General features: G+C 70.2%; 14 protein-coding genes. 4 read left to right on the forward strand and 10 right to left on the reverse strand.

Annotated features, from left to right (window positions below; translation table 11 throughout):
* Positions 1–25: 25 nt before the first annotated feature.
* Entirely contained in the window at positions 26–1,435 is a 1,410-nt protein-coding gene (locus tag ACK99Q_RS14360; protein ID WP_410186792.1) for an APC family permease, read from the forward strand.
* A gap of 30 nt (positions 1,436–1,465) precedes the next feature.
* On the opposite strand, the gene ACK99Q_RS14365 is transcribed toward ACK99Q_RS14360, so the two are convergent.
* The 5 genes from ACK99Q_RS14365 to ACK99Q_RS14385 all read right to left on the reverse strand — a co-directional run bounded on the left by ACK99Q_RS14365 (position 1,466) and on the right by ACK99Q_RS14385 (position 6,809).
* Positions 1,466–2,428: a TerC family protein gene (locus ACK99Q_RS14365; RefSeq protein WP_410186793.1), complete on the reverse strand. Its 963-nt coding sequence runs from the start codon at positions 2,426–2,428 to the stop codon at positions 1,466–1,468.
* A gap of 221 nt (positions 2,429–2,649) precedes the next feature.
* The gene (uvrB, locus tag ACK99Q_RS14370) at positions 2,650–4,734 is read right to left on the reverse strand and encodes an excinuclease ABC subunit UvrB (RefSeq protein ID WP_410186794.1); all 2,085 of its coding nucleotides are present in this window, start codon (positions 4,732–4,734) and stop codon (positions 2,650–2,652) included.
* Positions 4,735–4,789: 55 nt separating this feature from the next.
* Positions 4,790–5,362, reverse strand: coding sequence for a dihydrofolate reductase family protein (locus ACK99Q_RS14375; RefSeq protein WP_410186795.1), 573 nt, complete (start codon positions 5,360–5,362; stop codon positions 4,790–4,792).
* Positions 5,350–5,946, reverse strand: coding sequence for a carboxymuconolactone decarboxylase family protein (locus ACK99Q_RS14380; RefSeq protein WP_410186796.1), 597 nt, complete (start codon positions 5,944–5,946; stop codon positions 5,350–5,352). Before ACK99Q_RS14380 ends, ACK99Q_RS14375 begins: the two co-directional genes overlap by 13 nt.
* A complete protein-coding gene (locus ACK99Q_RS14385) occupies positions 5,943–6,809 on the reverse strand; it encodes an SDR family oxidoreductase (RefSeq protein WP_410186797.1) in 867 nt (288 codons plus the stop codon). The genes ACK99Q_RS14380 and ACK99Q_RS14385 overlap by 4 nt, the downstream gene beginning before the upstream one ends.
* Before the next feature lie 94 nt (positions 6,810–6,903).
* On the opposite strand from ACK99Q_RS14385, the gene ACK99Q_RS14390 reads away from it, so the two are divergent.
* On the forward strand, positions 6,904–7,557 hold the full coding sequence (locus tag ACK99Q_RS14390; protein ID WP_410186798.1) for a TetR/AcrR family transcriptional regulator: 654 nt from the start codon (positions 6,904–6,906) through the stop codon (positions 7,555–7,557).
* Between the two features lie 64 nt (positions 7,558–7,621).
* Here the strand turns inward: ACK99Q_RS14390 and ACK99Q_RS14395 are convergent, their stop codons facing one another.
* The gene (locus tag ACK99Q_RS14395) at positions 7,622–8,962 is read right to left on the reverse strand and encodes an acetyl-CoA C-acetyltransferase (RefSeq protein WP_410186799.1); all 1,341 of its coding nucleotides are present in this window, start codon (positions 8,960–8,962) and stop codon (positions 7,622–7,624) included.
* A gap of 129 nt (positions 8,963–9,091) precedes the next feature.
* Between ACK99Q_RS14395 and ACK99Q_RS14400 the strand changes: the two genes are divergently transcribed.
* Positions 9,092–10,423, forward strand: coding sequence for a 3-oxoacyl-ACP reductase (locus ACK99Q_RS14400; protein WP_410186800.1), 1,332 nt, complete (start codon positions 9,092–9,094; stop codon positions 10,421–10,423).
* A 1-nt stretch (position 10,424) separates the two neighbouring features.
* Positions 10,425–11,303, forward strand: coding sequence for a MaoC family dehydratase (locus tag ACK99Q_RS14405; RefSeq protein WP_410186801.1), 879 nt, complete (start codon positions 10,425–10,427; stop codon positions 11,301–11,303).
* 20 nt (positions 11,304–11,323) lie between these two features.
* On the opposite strand, the gene ACK99Q_RS14410 is transcribed toward ACK99Q_RS14405, so the two are convergent.
* The 4 genes from ACK99Q_RS14410 to ACK99Q_RS14425 all read right to left on the reverse strand — a co-directional run bounded on the left by ACK99Q_RS14410 (position 11,324) and on the right by ACK99Q_RS14425 (position 15,639).
* Positions 11,324–12,202, reverse strand: coding sequence for an acyl-CoA thioesterase (locus ACK99Q_RS14410; protein WP_410186802.1), 879 nt, complete (start codon positions 12,200–12,202; stop codon positions 11,324–11,326).
* An 89-nt stretch (positions 12,203–12,291) separates the two neighbouring features.
* Positions 12,292–13,188 carry a proteasome assembly chaperone family protein gene (locus ACK99Q_RS14415; RefSeq protein ID WP_410186803.1) on the reverse strand — a complete coding sequence of 299 codons (897 nt, stop codon included), beginning with the start codon at positions 13,186–13,188 and terminating at the stop codon, positions 12,292–12,294.
* Positions 13,185–15,074 carry a 1-deoxy-D-xylulose-5-phosphate synthase gene (gene dxs, locus ACK99Q_RS14420; RefSeq protein WP_410186804.1) on the reverse strand — a complete coding sequence of 630 codons (1,890 nt, stop codon included), beginning with the start codon at positions 15,072–15,074 and terminating at the stop codon, positions 13,185–13,187. The genes ACK99Q_RS14415 and dxs overlap by 4 nt, the downstream gene beginning before the upstream one ends.
* 58 nt (positions 15,075–15,132) lie before the next feature.
* Positions 15,133–15,639: a flavin reductase gene (locus ACK99Q_RS14425; protein ID WP_410186805.1), complete on the reverse strand. Its 507-nt coding sequence runs from the start codon at positions 15,637–15,639 to the stop codon at positions 15,133–15,135.
* Between the last annotated feature and the right edge of the window lie 66 nt (positions 15,640–15,705).

The following is a 15,705-nucleotide window of genomic DNA, read 5'->3' on the forward strand; positions in this document are numbered from 1 at the left end:
CTGTAGGGAACCTAGAGGGGGAGACATGGCGACCAGCACCGACGACCAGCCCACCGAGCTCAGGAGGGTTCTCGGACCCAAGCTGCTGCTGCTCTTCATCATCGGAGACATCCTCGGCACGGGCGTGTACGCCCTCACGGGGCAGGTCGCGGCCGAGGTCGGCGGCGCCGCGTGGCTGCCGTTCCTGGTCGCCTTCGGGGTCGCGCTGCTGACGGCGCTGTCGTACCTCGAGCTGGTCACCAAGTACCCGCAGGCCGCCGGCGCCGCGCTCTACGTGCACAAGGCGTTCGGCATCCACCTGTTCACGTTCATGGTGGCGTTCACGGTCATGTGCTCGGGAATCACGTCGGCGTCGACGGCCGCTCGGGCGTTCGCGTCGAACCTGGCCGTCGGCATCGACTGGAAGGCCTCCAACTTCGAGATCATGCTGATCGCGCTGGGCTTCATGCTGCTCGTCGCCGCGATCAACCTGCGCGGTGTCAGCGAGGGCGTCAAGACCAACGTCGTGCTGACGCTGATCGAGCTCTCGGGCCTGCTGCTGGTCATCTTCGTCGGCTTCTGGGCGATCGCCGGGGGCGAGGCCGACTGGGGCCGGGTCGTCGCGTTCGAGACGCCCGACGACAAGAACGTCTTCCTCGCCGTGACCACGGCGACCTCGCTGGCCTTCTTCGCGATGGTCGGCTTCGAGGACGCGGTGAACATGGCCGAGGAGTGCCACGAGCCGAACCGGATCTTCCCGAAGATCATGCTGACGGGCCTGGGCGTCACCGGCGTCATCTACATCCTGGTGTCGATCTGCGCGGTCGCCATCGTGCCCGTGGGCGAGCTCGCCGGCAACGACACCCCGCTGGTCACGGTGGTCGAGCGCGGCGCGCCCGACATCCCGATCGACCAGATCCTGCCGTTCATCTCGATGTTCGCCGTCGCGAACTCGGCGCTCATCAACATGCTGATGGCCAGCCGACTGCTGTACGGCATGTCGAAGCAGGGCATCATCCCGCGCAGCATCTCCAAGGTGAGCAGCCGCCAGACCCCGTGGGCCGCGATCGTGCTCACGACGGCCCTTGCGCTGGGCCTGATCGCCTACGTGTCGAACGCCAGCACCGAGGCCGTCGCGATCCTCGGCGGCACCACGAGCCTGCTGCTGCTGGCCGTGTTCGCGGTGGTGAACACCGCCGTGCTGGTGCTGCGCAAGGACCGCGTCGACCACTCGCACTTCTCCACCGCGGCGCCCGTGGCCATCCTGGGCGTCGTCACGTGCGTGTACCTGGTGACGCCGCTGTCGGGGCGCCCGGCCGAGCAGTACGAGATCGCGGGCGTGCTGCTGGTCATCGGCCTGGTGCTGTCGGTGCCGATGTACCTGCTGAGCCGCCGCCGGGGCGAGCGGCTGGAGGTGGGCTCGCCGGACGACCTGCCGCCCCACGACATCCCCTGACCCCCAGCCACTCGGCGGCGGGCGCGGCTCCTAGTGGCCGCCGCCGACGCGCTCGGGGTACTTCTTGGAGTACCAGAGGCTGGCCACCGCGGTGACCGTCAGCGTCACGATGATCACGCCGAGGCTGAGCAGCGTGGGGATCTCCGGCACCGGGATCGGGCCGATGTGGTGCACCGGCTCGCCACCGTTGATGAACGGCAGCTCGTTCTCGTGCAGCGCGTGCAGCACCAGCTTGATGCCAATGTAGAACAGCAGGAACGCCAGGCCGTACGACAGGAACACGAGGCGCTGCAGCAGGTCGCCCAGCAGGAAGTACAGCTGGCGCAGGCCCATCAGCGCGAACACGTTGGCGGTGAAGACGATGTACGGCTCCTGCGTCAGGCCGAAGATCGCGGGGATCGAGTCGAGCGCGAACAGGATGTCGGTGGTGCCCAGCGCGATGATGACCAGCGCCATCGGCGTGATCGCGCGACGGCCGTTCTCGCGGACGACCAGCTTGAGGCCGTCCCACGTGTCGCTCATGTTGAAGCGCTTGCGCGCGAAGCGGACGACGGCGTTCTCGACGTCCTCGTCCTCGTCGTCGTTCTTCGCCAGCTTCACCGCCGTGTAGAGCAGGAACGCGCCGAAGATGTAGAAGACCCACGAGAACTCGTTGATCGCCACGGCGCCGAGCGCGATGAAGATGCCGCGGAACACCAGCGCCAGGATGATGCCGACGAGCAGCGCCTCCTGCTGGTACTTCCGCGGGACGGCGAAGCTGCTCATGATGATGATGAAGATGAACAGGTTGTCGATCGACAGGCTGTACTCGGTGAGCCAGCCGGCGTAGAACTCGATGCCGTACTGGTGGCCGTGGAACGACCAGACCCAGGCGCCGAACGCCACGGCCAGGCCGATGTAGAACGACAGGTAGAGCGCGCACTCCTTGGTGGTGGGCTCGTGCGGCTTGCGGGCGATGACGATGATGTCGAACAGCAAGATGGCGATGGTCACCCCGATGGTGACACCCCACTCGAGCGTGCTGACGTTCACAGGCGGTCCTCTGTTCTCTCCGGGTCGGCTACGACTCGGAGGTCTCTTCCACCGGGCCGTGCAGCGAGCCGGTCCGGCGTCCCGGGGTGGTCGACGATGACCCCCGTGCTGACGAGACGCCGGTGATGGGAATACTCCCCTCCGCCGGAACAGTCTCGCAGCACGGTGGTGACAGCGCCAATTCAGGTGCCGGCGCCGAGCATCCCGCGCAGCTCGCGCTTGAGCTCGCCGATCTCGTCGCGCAGGCGAGCCGCGACCTCGAACTGCAGGTCGGCCGCGGCCTGGTGCATCTGGTCGGACAGCTGGTCGATGAGCGCTGCCAGCTCCTCGGACGGCAGGTCGGCGAGGTTCTTCGTGTGCTGGCCCAGCGGCACGGCCGCGCCCTTGCGCTTGTGGTCGCCGGTGGCGGCGAGCAGCGCGCGGGTGTCCTCGTCCTCGCGGGCGAGCATGTCGGTGATGTCGCCGATCTTCTTGCGCAGCGGCTGCGGGTCGATGCCGCGCTCGGTGTTGTAGGCGACCTGCTTCTCGCGACGGCGGTTGGTCTCGTCGATCGCCGCGGCCATCGAGTCGGTGATCCGGTCGGCGTACATGATGACCTGGCCCGACACGTTGCGCGCCGCACGGCCGATCGTCTGGATGAGCGAGCGGCCCGACCGCAGGAAGCCCTCCTTGTCGGCGTCGAGGATCGCCACGAGGCTGACCTCGGGCAGGTCGAGGCCCTCGCGCAGGAGGTTGATGCCGACGAGGACGTCGTACTCCCCCATCCGGAGCTCGCGCAGCAGCTCGACGCGGCGCAGCGTGTCGACCTCGCTGTGCAGGTAGCGCGTGCGGATGCCGGCCTCGAGCAGGTAGTCGGTGAGGTCCTCGGACATCTTCTTGGTCAGCGTGGTGACCAGGACGCGCTCGTTGCGCTCGACGCGGTCGTTGATCTCGCCGATGAGGTCGTCGATCTGGCCCTTCGTGGGCTTCACGATGACCTCGGGGTCGATCAGACCCGTGGGGCGGATGACCTGCTCGACGACGTCGCCCTCGACCTTGCCCATCTCGTAGTCGCCCGGCGTGGCCGAGAGGTAGACGGTCTGGCCGATGCGCTGGAGGAACTCGGGCCACTTGAGCGGCCGGTTGTCCATCGCGCTGGGCAGGCGGAAGCCGTGCTCGACGAGCGAGCGCTTGCGGCTCATGTCGCCCTCGTACATCGCGCCGATCTGCGGGATCGTCACGTGCGACTCGTCGACGACGAGGACGAAGTCCTGCGGGAAGTAGTCGAGCAGGCAGTTCGGCGCCGAGCCCGGCGGCCGGCCGTCCATGTGCAGCGAGTAGTTCTCGATGCCGGAGCAGGTGCCGACCTGCTCCATCATCTCGAGGTCGTACGTGGTGCGCATGCGCAGGCGCTGGGCCTCGAGCAGCTTGTTCTCGCGCTCGAGCACCTGGAGGCGCTCCTCGAGCTCGACCTTGATGCGCTCGATCGCCCGGGCCATCACCTCGGGGCCGGCGGCGTAGTGCGTCGCGGCGCCGACGTAGAGCTCCTGGTCGTCGCTGAGCACCTCGCCGGTGAGCGGGTGCAGGGTCATGAGGCGCTCGATCTCGTCGCCGAAGAACTCCACCCGCACCGCCATCTCCTGGTAGACGGGGAAGATCTCGACGGTGTCGCCCTTCACGCGGAACGTGCCGCGCGTGGAGCTGACGTCGTTGCGCACGTACTGCGCCTGGACGAGCGTGCGCAGCAGGTGGTCGCGGCCCATCTCGTCGCCGACCTTGAACCCGATCATGCGGTTGAGGTACTCCTGCGCCGAGCCGAGGCCGTAGATGCACGACACGGTGGCGACCACGATGACGTCGCGCCGCGTGAGCAGCGACCACGTGGCCGAGTGACGCAGCCGCTCGACCTCCTCGTTGATCGAGGAGTCCTTCTCGATGTAGGTGTCGCTCTGCGCGATGTACGCCTCGGGCTGGTAGTAGTCGTAGTACGAGACGAAGTACTCGACGGCGTTGTTCGGCAGCAGCTCGCGCAGCTCGTTGGCGAACTGCGCGGCCAGGGTCTTGTTCGGCAGCATGACGAGCATCGGGCGCTGCAGCTGCTCGGCCAGCCACGCCGTGGTGGCGGTCTTGCCAGTGCCGGTGGCGCCCATGAGGACGACGTCGTTCGTCCCGCCCTGGATGCGCTGCGTGATCTCGGCGATCGCGGCGGGCTGGTCGCCGGCGGGCTGGTACTCGGAGACGACCTCGAACGGCGCCACCTGCCGCGTGAGCTCGGAGACAGGTCTCATGCGTCGAGCCTACGGGCGAGGTCCGACATTTCGCGCGTCGGCGAGAGCCGGCCGATCAGCGCCTGACGCGGTACCGCAGGTACATCAGGCCGGCGGCGCACTCGCGGCTCTCGACGAGGTCGAGGTCGACGCGGCGGCGACCGTGTGTGAAGAAGGGGATGCCTCCGCCGACGAGGACCGGACTCACCCGCAGGCGGTACTCGTCGATGAGACCGAGGTCGGCGGCCTGCGCCGCCAGCGTGGCGCCCCCGATCGCGATGTCGCCGTCCCCCGGCTCGGCCTTGAGCCGCTCGATCTCCTCCTGCAGCGTGCCGGTGGCCAGCCGCGCAGCGCCCTGCACCTCGGTGAGCGAGCGCGAGAGGACGACCTTCGGCAGCGGGTTCCACCGCTCGGTCCAGCGGCGCTCCAGGTCGCTCAGGTCGGGGTCCTCGGCGGCCGTCTCCCAGTAGAGCATCGTCTCGTAGATCCGCCGGCCCATCAGGTGCGTGGAGACGCCCGCGATCTCGTCGAGCGAGATCTCCATGATCTCGGTGATCGTCTCGTCCGTCGCGCCCCAGTCGAAGGAGCCGTCGGGCCCGACGATGTAGCCGTCGAGCGTCAGTCCCATCGAGTACGTCACGTCGTGCATCGCGTCTCCCCTGCCGTCGGTCGTCCGAACGTACGACGCCGGTCTCGGTCCGTCGAGGGGTCGGGCGCGATCCCGAGCGTGCGAATCGTGGTGGCCAGGCCGCGGTACTGACCGACGAGGAGGGTGAGCTCGATCGTCTGCGCCTCGTCCCAGTAGGAGCGCAGCCGCGCCCACGTGGCGTCGTCGACGCCCTCGTGGGCGATCAGCTGGTCGGTGGCGGCGAGCAGCACGGCGTCCGAGGGCTTCCACCCTTCGCGGTCGTCGGCACGCGTGCGCTCGATCTCCTCGGTCGTCAGCCCGGCGCGGCGGCCGAGCCGCACGTGGTGACGGCGCTCGTAGTCGCTGTCGCAGTGGTGCGCGACGCGCAGGATCACGAGCTCGGTCTCGCGTCGCGGCAGGCGGCCGCGCAGCATGAGGGCGCCCGAGTAGACGAGCCACGCCCGGAACAGCGAGCGGTTGCGACCGAGGGTGGTGAACAGGTGCGCCTCGCGCACGCCGGCGCCGCGGGACAGCGCCTTGCCGAGCAGGAAGTTCACGAGTCCGAGCTGGCGGCGGCGTCCGGGGGCGACGCGGGGCGCCCTCATCGGCCCGCTCCGGCGGCGGCCCTCGCCTCGGCCCGCGTGAGGCTGCGGTTCAGCAGCCGCATCACCGCCTCGTACCCCCACGGGAACCAGCGCTGCGCGTAGTGACCGAGGCGGATGTCGCGCGAGGTGTAGACCCAGTAGCGACGGCGCTCCAACCCCTTGACGATTGCGGCCGCGGCCTCGTCCGGACTGATCGCGTGCCGGAGGAAGCGTCGCTCCACCGCCCGGATCGAGGGCGCCGACCGGTCGACCCCGACGACCTCGAGCCCCTCGACGAGCGGCGTGGCGACCGCGCCCGGGCACACGAGGCTGACGCCGATGCCGTGGCGGCGCAGGTCGAACCGCAGCACCTCGGAGACGCCACGGAGGCCGAACTTGCTCGCGCTGTAGGCGGCGTGCCACGGCAGGCCGAAGATCCCCGCCGCGCTCGAGACGTTGACCACGTGCCCTCCGCGGCCGGCCTCGATCATGGCGGGCAGGAACGCCGACATCACGTGCACCGGTCCCATCAGGTTGACGTCGAGGAGCCGGCGCCAGTGCTCCTCCCGGAGCCGGTCGATCGTGCCCCAGATCGAGATGCCCGCGATGTTGAGCAGCACGTCGAGCGGCCCCATCTCCGACTCGACCTCCGCCGCAAAGGTGCGCACGGCGTCCGCGTCGGTCAGGTCGACCGAGCGCGCCAGGAGCACGCGGCCGCCCTCGGCACGCACCTGCTCGGCCGTGCGGTCGAGCCCCTCGCGGTCGAGGTCGGTCAGCACCACGTGGGCTCCCGCCCGGCCGAGCGCGACAGCAGTGGCGGCGCCGATGCCCCCGGCGGCGCCCGTGACGAGGCACCGCTTCGTACGAATGTCCAACTTCCCCATGCCGCCACCCTAGCGGTGTCCTGCCTCACATTTTCTGCTCCGACGGGCCGACGCGACCGCTGCAAACGCGGACCGGACCGATAGGGTCGGTGTCATGGCCATCGTCGAGCGCAGGGCGCAACGCACGCGCGAGATCCTCGATGCGACCCGCACGCTCTTCGACGAGCGACGCATGCGGGACGCGCAGATCGAGGACATCGCCCGGGCCGTCGGCATCAACCGCGCGATCATCTACCGCCACTTCACCACGAAGGAAGAGCTCTTCGCGATGACGCTGGTGGACTACCTCAACCAGCTCGAGACGCGGCTGGCCAAGTCCGACGACCCCGAGCTCACGCCCGGCCAGCGGATCGACACCATCACGGTGGAGTTCCTCTCCTACGGCACCGAGTACCCCGCCTTCGTCGACTGCGCGCAGTCGCTGCTGCGCCACCGCGGCTCCGAGCTGCTGGAGCAGATCAGCCTCGAGCGGCTCACCGAGCTCGGCGCGGCGATCAACCGCTGCTTCGACCACATCACCTCGGCGATCGAGGCGGGCAACGCCAGCGGCGAGTTCGACGTCAAGGACCCCGAGCTCATCGCGAACATCATGTACACGCAGGGCCTGGGCATCCTGAACCTCGTGACGTTCCAGCGCTCGATCCGCGAGCTCAACTCGGGCCTGCCCACCATGGAGCACCTGCCCACGACCGAGGTGCTCGACCTCGCGAAGCGGTCGGTGCGTGCCATCGTCGAGCGCCCGGACTGACCCTCCCCCAGACACGAAAGCGGGGCCGGTGGCTGATGCCACCGGCCCCGCTGTCGTTCGTCGGTCAGCGCTCGAGGATCGCCACGACGCCCTGGCCGCCGGCGGCGCAGATCGAGATCAGGCCACGACCCGAGCCCTTCTCCTCCAGCAGCTTCGCGAGGTTGGCGATGATGCGCCCGCCCGTGGCCGCGAACGGGTGCGCGGCGGCGAGCGACGAGCCCTTGACGTTGAGCTTGTCGCGGTCGATCGAGCCGAGCGGGCTGTCGAGGCCGAGACGCTGCTTGCAGAAGTCCGCGTCCTCCCAGGCCGCGAGGGTCGACAGCACCTGACCGGCGAACGCCTCGTGGATCTCGTAGAAGTCGAAGTCCTGGAGGGTCAGGCCGTTGCGCTCGAGCATGCGCGGCACCGCGTACGCGGGCGCCATGAGCAGGCCCTCGCCGCCGTTGACGTAGTCGACGGCCGCCGTCTCGTAGTCGACGAGGAACGCCTTCACGTCCCAGCCGCGACGCGCGGCCTCCTCCTCCGAGGCCAGCAGCGCGACCGACGCGCCGTCGGACAGCGGCGTGGAGTTGCCGGCCGTCATCGTGGCGGCCTCGCCCAGCTGCTTGCCGAAGACGGGCTTGAGCTTCGCGAGCTTCTCGACCGTGGAGTCGGGACGCAGGTGGTTGTCGCGCTCGACGCCGTTGTACGGCGTGACGAGGTCGTCCTGCCAGCCCGACTCCCACGCGGCGGCGAGGTTCTGGTGCGAGCGCGCGGCGAGCTCGTCCTGCGCCTCGCGGGTGATCCCCCACTCGTGCGTGGTGAGGGCCTGGTGGTCGCCCATCGACAGGCCCGTGCGGGGCTCGGCGTTGCGCGGCTGGTCGGGCGCGAGGTGGCTCGGGCGGATCTTGCCGAACAGCTTCAGCAGGGCCTTCTTGTCGCCCTTGGCGTTGGCTTGGTTGGCCTGCAGCAGGATCTTGCGCAGCTTGTCGTTGACGGCCAGCGGCGCGTCGGACGTGGTGTCGGTGCCACCGGCGATGCCGAACTCGATCTTGCCCAGGGCGATCTTGTTCGCGACCTGGAACGCGGCCTGCAGGCCCGTGCCGCACGCCTGCTGGATGTCGGTGGCGGGCGTCGCGGGCGACAGCTTGGAGCCCAGGACGACCTCGCGGGTGAGGTTGAAGTCGCGCGCGTGCTTCAGGACGGCTCCGGCGACGACCTCACCGGCGCGCTCGCCCTCGAGGCCGAAGCGCTCGACGAGCCCGTCGAGGGCGGCGGTCAGCATGTCCTGGTTGGAGACGCCCGTGTAGACGGTGTTGGACCGCGCGAACGGGATCCGGTTGCCACCGATGACGGCGACGCGGCGGATGGTGGCGGCGTCCTGGGAGGCGGCCTTCGCGGCCTTCGTGGAGGGCTTGTCAGCCATGAGGAACCTTTCGTCTGCGACCTTCGTCGCTTTCCTTTGCCGTGGCGCTGTCGTGCAGGCTAGAGTCACCTTAACGCGTTCAGATACCGATGGTATCTGAGAGATCCGAGAGATAGGACACATCCCGCGATGAGCGACCGTTACAAGTCGATGATCCAGAACCCGATCGGCCAGTTCCTGGTGAAGAACCTGGGCCTGCCGAACCCGCCGGAGCTCGAGCGCTACCGCGGCGGCGCGCTGGTCGACGGTCCCGTCCTGATCGGCGGCGCGGGCCTGGTCGCCGAGTCCCTCCCGGGCCTGCTCAAGGGCGCCGGCATCGACACCACCACCGTGCGCGCCGAGGGTCGCCGCTACAAGGGCCTGGTCTTCGACGCCTCGATCATCGACTCCGCGGCCGGCACCGTCGCGCTCCAGGAGTTCTTCACGCCCGTCCTGCGCAGCCTCGCGCCCAGCGCCAAGATCGTCGTCGTCGGCGTGCTGCCCGAGCGCGCCGGCTCGGTCGGCGCCGCCATCGCGCAGCGCGGCCTCGAGGGCTTCGTCCGCTCGCTCGGCAAGGAGATCGGCGCCAACGGCAGCACGGCCAACCTCGTCTACGTCACGCCCGAGTCGAAGGACGCGATCGGCTCCACCCTGCAGTTCCTGCTCTCGCCGAAGTCCGCGTTCGTCGACGGCCAGGTCGTCCGCCTGGGCACCACCGACCTCGTCGAGGCCGACTCCCCCGCCGACCCGGCCCTCCCGCTGGCCGGCAAGGTCGCGCTCGTCACCGGCGCCTCGCGCGGCCTCGGCGCTGCCATGGCCCGCACGCTGCACCGCGACGGCGCCACGATCATCGGCCTCGACGTCCCGCCGCTGCAGGCCGACCTCGACGCGCTGATGGAGGAGCTCGGTGGCTCGTCGATCGTCTGCGACATCACCGCCGACGACGCGCCCGAGACCATCGCCGCCGGCCTCGGCGACGGCGTCGACCTCGTCGTCCACAACGCGGGCATCACCCGCGACAAGCGCCTCAAGAACATGAAGGCCGAGAACTGGGCGAAGGTCGTCGACATCAGCGTCGGCGCTCCCGAGCGGATCACGGCCCACCTGCTCGAGCAGAAGCTCATCCGCCCCGGCGGCCGCGTCATCGGCATCTCCTCGATCGCCGGCATCGCGGGCAACAACGGCCAGACCAACTACGGCACGGCCAAGGCCGGCGTCATCGGCTTCGTCCAGGCGCTCGCCCCGCAGGTGGCCGGCGACGGCATCACGGTCAACGCGATCGCCCCGGGCTTCATCGAGACCGACATGGTCAAGACGATGCCGCTGGGCATCCGCGAGGCCGGCCGCCGCCTCAGCTCGCTGTCGCAGGGCGGCCAGCCGGTCGACGTCGCCGAGGCGATCGCCTGGTACTGCCACCCGGGCTCGTCCGCGATCTCGGGCAACGTCGTGCGCGTGTGCGGCCAGGGCTTCCTCGGGGCCTGACATGAGCACCCGTACCTACGACAAGGCCCCCGCGGGCCTGCCCCTCATGCTCAAGGCGGCGCTGCCGGCGATCCCGGTCGTCGGCACGCTGCCGGGCATCAAGCACGAGAAGGGCGGCCTGCCCGACGTCACGCTGCGGCGCACGCGGGTCGCCACCGACCTCGCGCACCTCGACCGCTACAACGAGGTCTGCGGCTTCTCGCGCGCCGACACGCTGCCCGCGACCTACCCGCACATCGCGGCGCACACGCTGCACCTGAGCCTCATGACGGACACGGCGTTCCCGTTCCCGCCGATGGGCGCGGTGCACCTGCGCAACCGCATCACCCAGCACCGCCCGATCGGCCGTGAGGAGATCTACGAGCTGTCGCTGCGAGCCACCTCCGACGACCCGCACCCGAAGGGCCGGCTCATCTCGCTGGTCAGCGAGGCGCACGTCGGCGGCGAGCTGATGTGGGACGAGACGATGACCGTCCTGTTCCGGAGCCGCCACGGCGGCGACGAGCCCACCGTGCCCCCGCTGGCCGGCGTCGACGCCCCGGAGGGCGTCGTGCACTGGAAGCTCGGCAGCGACCTGGGCCGTCGCTACGGCGCGGTCTCCGGCGACCGGAACCCGATCCACCTCTACCCGTGGACGGCCAAGGCGTTCGGGTTCCCGCGCCAGATCGCGCACGGCATGTGGACGAAGGCGCACAGCCTCGCCACGCTCCAGAACCGGCTGCCCGACGCCTACACGGTGGACGTCGAGTTCAAGAAGCCCGTCCTGCTGCCGTCCACCGTGGTGTTCGGCACCGAGTCCGGGGGCGAGGTCACGACCTTCGGCGTGCGCGACGCCCGGAAGTCGGTCCCCCACCTCGTAGGCCGGATCACCCCGGCCTGATCGCCTCCCGGCCGGCGGGGTCAGCGCTGCTCGCGCGGCTTCGCCGGCCGGATCAGGCCCTCCTGCGCCACCGTGGCCACGAGCGTGCCGTCCTGCGTGAACACGCGGGCGGTGCTCAGGCCGCGGGCACCCGACGCCGACGGCGACGTCTGGTCGTACAGCAGCCACTCGTCGGCCCGGAACGGCCGGTGGAACCACACCACGTGGTCGAGCGAGGCCGGCTGGACCTTCGGCGAGCTGATCACGAGGCCGTGAGGCACGAGCGACGCGCCCAGCAGGCTGAAGTCGCTGTAGTACGTGAACGCCGCGCGGTGCAGCTCGGGGTCGTCGGGCAGCCGGTCGCTGGCCTTGAACCACATCCGCTGCACGACCGGCACGTACGGGCGGCTGGGGTCGTCCTCGGGGCGCGGGTCGCCCACGTAGCGCATGTCGAAGCCGCCCCACTCCTGCTTCCACTGCTCGGCGCCGTCGGGGCTGATGTACTTCACCAGGTCGAGCATCGACGTGGCCTCCTCCGGACCCGGCGTGGGCGGCAGGACGTCCTGGTGGTCCCAGCCCTCCTCGTCGCGCTGGAACGACGCGGTCATGTAGAAGATGACCTCGCCGTGCTGGCGCGCCGACACCCGGCGCGTGGCGAAGGAGCGACCGTCGCGCACGCTCTCGACGTCGTAGATGATCGGGATGCTCGGGTCGCCGCCGAGGATGAAGTAGGCGTGCAGCGAGTGCAGGTGCTTGCCGTCGGTGACGGTGTGCTGGGCGGCGCTCACGGCCTGCCCGGCCACCTGGCCGCCGAAGACGCGCTGCAGGCGCGACTTCCGGGGCTGTCCTCCGCGGAAGAGGTTCACCTCGAGCTGTTCGATCTGGAGCAGTTCGACGAGTTCGTTCACGGAGGCAGGCACGATCGCGATCCTATCGAAGATCGGCCCTGTCTCCGGGGCACCGTGGGCTCCCGGGAGCGGTAACCGTGCTCACAGGGGATCTCCTGGCGTCAGCCCTGGTCGTCCTTGCGCTGACGCGCCAGGAACTGCTCCAGCTGGCTGGCGAGCTCGTCGCCCGTGGGGAGGCTGGCGTCGTCGGCGAGCAGCGACTCGGCCGCGCCGCGGCTGAAGATGTCGTACTGCTCCTCGAGGCCGTGCAGCACCTGCTCGCCGTCCTGGTCGGCGATCTGCTGCTCGATCTCGGTGATCGACTCGGGCTGGCGCGCACGCAGCTCCTCGAGGTCGAGGTCCAGCCCCAGGCGCAGGCCGACCGCCTCGAGCAGCGCGAGCGCCGCCGTGGGGTACTCGACCTGGGCGAGGTAGTGCGGCACGTGCACCACGTAGCCGATCGCGTCGAGACCGTGCTCGCGCATGCGGAACTCCAGCAGCGACTGCGCGGAGGACGGCACCGAGACCTCGGCGTTCCAGAAGTTCTTCCGGTCGACGAGCTCGGGACGCGTGCCGTGCATCGTCAGCAGCGGCGGACGGGTGTGGGGCACGCCCATCGGCACTCCCCCGAGGCCCACGGTCAGCGGGACGCCCAGCTCGGACACCACGTCGATCGTCTCGGCCGCGAAGGCCTCCCAGCCGAAGTCGGGCTCGGGGCCCGCCAGCAGCAGGTAGGGCGTGCCGGCGCGGTCGTGGTGGCGCGTGATCTGCAGGACCGGCTCGACGTAGTCCACGTAGTGGTCGCGCCGGAACGTGATCGGGGGTCGCCGCGCGCGGTAGTCCAGCATCGAGTCGAGGTCGAACTCGTGGATCACCTCGGCGTCGGAGGTGCGCAGCTGCTCCGCCGCCAGGACGGAGGAGGATCCCGCGCTCAGGAAGCCGTCGAGGGCGACGATCAGCGGGATCGGGTCGCGCTCGTACTCATCGGAACGTCGTCGTGAAAACCACTTCCGCGTCAACGTCGCTCACCCTCGGAGAATTCCCGGAGCCGGCCGAGCGCGTCCTCGGCGATCGACTCGGCCGTCAGGCCCAGGCGCTTCAGGATGACGTCGCGCTTCGCGTGGTCGAGGAACTCCTGCTCCACGGCGTGGATGCGCACCGGGACGTCGAGTCCGCGATCGCTCACAGCGTGCAGGATCGTGGAGCCCACGCCGCCCTGGCGGCCGTTGTCCTCGATCGTGACGACGAGGCGGTGCTCAGCCGCGAGATCGAGGACGGCCGGGTCGAGCGGCTTGATCCAGCGGGGGTCGACGGCCGTGGCGGGCACGCCCTCGGCCTCGAGCCGCTGGGCGACGTCGACGGCCGTGGCGGCCATCGTGCCCACGCCGACGACGAGGACCTCGGAGCCCTCGCTGCGGTGCAGGACGTCGACCGTGCCCACGCGGTCGATCGCCTCGAGGTCCGGCGCGACCGGACCCTTCGCGAAGCGGACCACGCTGGGGGCGTCGTCGATCGTGACGGCCTCGCGCAACAGCTCGCGCAGGCGGCTCCCGTCGCGCGGCGCGGCCAGGTGGAGGCCGGGGACCAGCTGGAGCAGCGAGAGGTCCCACATGCCGTTGTGGCTGGCGCCGTCGTCGCCCGTGACGCCGGCGCGGTCGAGCACGAACGTGACGCCCAGGCGGTGCAGGGCGACGTCCATGAGGACCTGGTCGAAGGCGCGGTTGAGGAAGGTGGCGTAGACCGCGACGACGGGGTGCAGACCGCCCATCGCCATGCCAGCCGCGCTGGTGACGGCGTGCTGCTCGGCGATGCCGACGTCGAGCACGCGGTCGGGGAACTTGTCGGCGAAGGCGTCCAGGCCTGTGGGGTACAGCATGGCGGCCGTGATGCCCACGATGTCGGAACGGTCGTCGGCGATGCGCACGATCTCGTCGCGGAAGACCGAGGTCCAGCCCGCCGGGGCGATGCTGATGGCCTCGCCCGTGGAGCGGTCGAACGGGTGCGCCTGGTGCATCTGGTCGTTCTCGTTGGCCACGGCGATGTCGTAGCCCTGGCCCTTCGTGGTGATCGCGTGGACCAGCACGGGGCCGCCGAAGTTGCGGGCCGCGGTGAGCGCCTGCTCCATCGCGCGACGGTCGTGGCCGTCGACGGGACCGAGGTACTTGATGCCGAGGTCCTCGAACATGCCCTGGGGCGCGAGCGCGTCCTTGAAGCCCTTCTTGATCGCGTGCAGCGCCTCGTAGGCGACCTCGGCGACCTTCGGGCCCGTGGTCATGCGCTCGCGGATCGCGCTCAGCGCGGGCTCGTAGCGCGGGTTGGTACGGATCTGGGTGAGCCGGTTGGCCAGGCCGCCGACCGTGGGCGTGTAGGAGCGGCCGTTGTCGTTGACGACGATGACCACGCGGCGACAGTTGTCGGCGCAGATGTTGTTGATGGCCTCCCACGCCATGCCGCCCGTGAGGGCGCCGTCGCCGATCACCGCGACGACGTGGTCGTCCTTGCCCTGTACGGCGTTGGCGCGCGCCAGGCCGTCGGCGTAGGACAGCGACGTGGAGGCGTGCGAGTTCTCGACCCAGTCGTGGGGCGACTCGGCGTGGCTGGGGTAGCCCGAGAGGCCGCCCTCCTTGCGCAGGTCGCCGAACTGGTCGGCCCGGCCCGTGAGCATCTTGTGCACGTACGCCTGGTGGCCCGTGTCCCACACGATCTTGTCGTTCGGCGAGTCGAAGACGCGGTGCAGCGCGATCGTCAGCTCGACGACGCCGAGGTTGGGACCGAGGTGTCCGCCGTTCGCCGCGACCGACTCGATCAGCAGCTCGCGGACCTCCGCGGCGAGTCGCGTCAGCGACTCGTCGTCCAGGCGCCGCAGATCGGCGGGACCGGACACGGAGCTGAGCACTGAAGCCATTGCTCCATCGTAACGACGACCGGCCAGCGCGGCCCCGCGACCAGCCGTGCCGCGTCGCTCAGCCGAGGTCGTGGAAGCGGCCCCGGGCGTGAGCGGCCCCGGTGACGGGCTCGACGGCCACCGTCTGCACCGTGCCGGTGACCCGCAGCGACCAGCCGAGCTCGGCGATCTCGTCAACCGTGAACCCGCACCACGAGCGGTCCTCGAGGCGCGGACCCCAGTCCGAGTCGACCCACGTGCCCACCGTGAACATGCCGCCCGGAGCCGGCGCCAGACCGGCGAAGACCTCGGCGAGGAAGGCGTCCCCCGCCTGCAGGACGCTCGCCGCGGCCCGGGCCCCGACCTCGAGCGTCTCCCCCAGCTCGGAGTCCGGATCGACGAACGCCTCGAGGCGCGGCGGCTCGCCGTCGACGAGCAGCAGCGACGACACCGTGAGCCCGACACGACCGCGGCCCGTGCCCGTCGCCACCACCGTCACGGGGGACGGCAGCCGGCCGCGCAGGCGCCGGAACGCGTCCTTGTCGCGGTCGGCGGGCACGAACGGGTGCTCGGAATGGATCGTCACTCCCCCATCCCATCACGGGAGGACGCAGAACCGCCCGCCACCGGGACGGTGACGGGCGGTTCCGGG

The sequence above is a fragment of the Aeromicrobium sp. MLTX1 genome (assembly GCF_046452335.1).
Classification (GTDB): Bacteria; Actinomycetota; Actinomycetes; order Propionibacteriales; family Nocardioidaceae; genus Aeromicrobium.

What these genes read in the sequence shown, in the direction of transcription:
- dxs (WP_410186804.1), bottom strand. Translation starts at nt 15,074, where the DNA reads ATGGCTTCAGTGCTCAGCTCCGTGTCCGGTCCCGCCGATCTGCGGCGC.
- ACK99Q_RS14360 (WP_410186792.1), top strand. Translation starts at nt 26, where the DNA reads ATGGCGACCAGCACCGACGACCAGCCCACCGAGCTCAGGAGGGTTCTC.
- ACK99Q_RS14395 (WP_410186799.1), bottom strand. Translation starts at nt 8,962, where the DNA reads ATGGCTGACAAGCCCTCCACGAAGGCCGCGAAGGCCGCCTCCCAGGAC.
- ACK99Q_RS14400 (WP_410186800.1), top strand. Translation starts at nt 9,092, where the DNA reads ATGAGCGACCGTTACAAGTCGATGATCCAGAACCCGATCGGCCAGTTC.
- ACK99Q_RS14380 (WP_410186796.1), bottom strand. Translation starts at nt 5,946, where the DNA reads ATGAGGGCGCCCCGCGTCGCCCCCGGACGCCGCCGCCAGCTCGGACTC.
- uvrB (WP_410186794.1), bottom strand. Translation starts at nt 4,734, where the DNA reads ATGAGACCTGTCTCCGAGCTCACGCGGCAGGTGGCGCCGTTCGAGGTC.
- ACK99Q_RS14375 (WP_410186795.1), bottom strand. Translation starts at nt 5,362, where the DNA reads ATGCACGACGTGACGTACTCGATGGGACTGACGCTCGACGGCTACATC.
- ACK99Q_RS14385 (WP_410186797.1), bottom strand. Translation starts at nt 6,809, where the DNA reads ATGGGGAAGTTGGACATTCGTACGAAGCGGTGCCTCGTCACGGGCGCC.
- ACK99Q_RS14390 (WP_410186798.1), top strand. Translation starts at nt 6,904, where the DNA reads ATGGCCATCGTCGAGCGCAGGGCGCAACGCACGCGCGAGATCCTCGAT.
- ACK99Q_RS14405 (WP_410186801.1), top strand. Translation starts at nt 10,425, where the DNA reads ATGAGCACCCGTACCTACGACAAGGCCCCCGCGGGCCTGCCCCTCATG.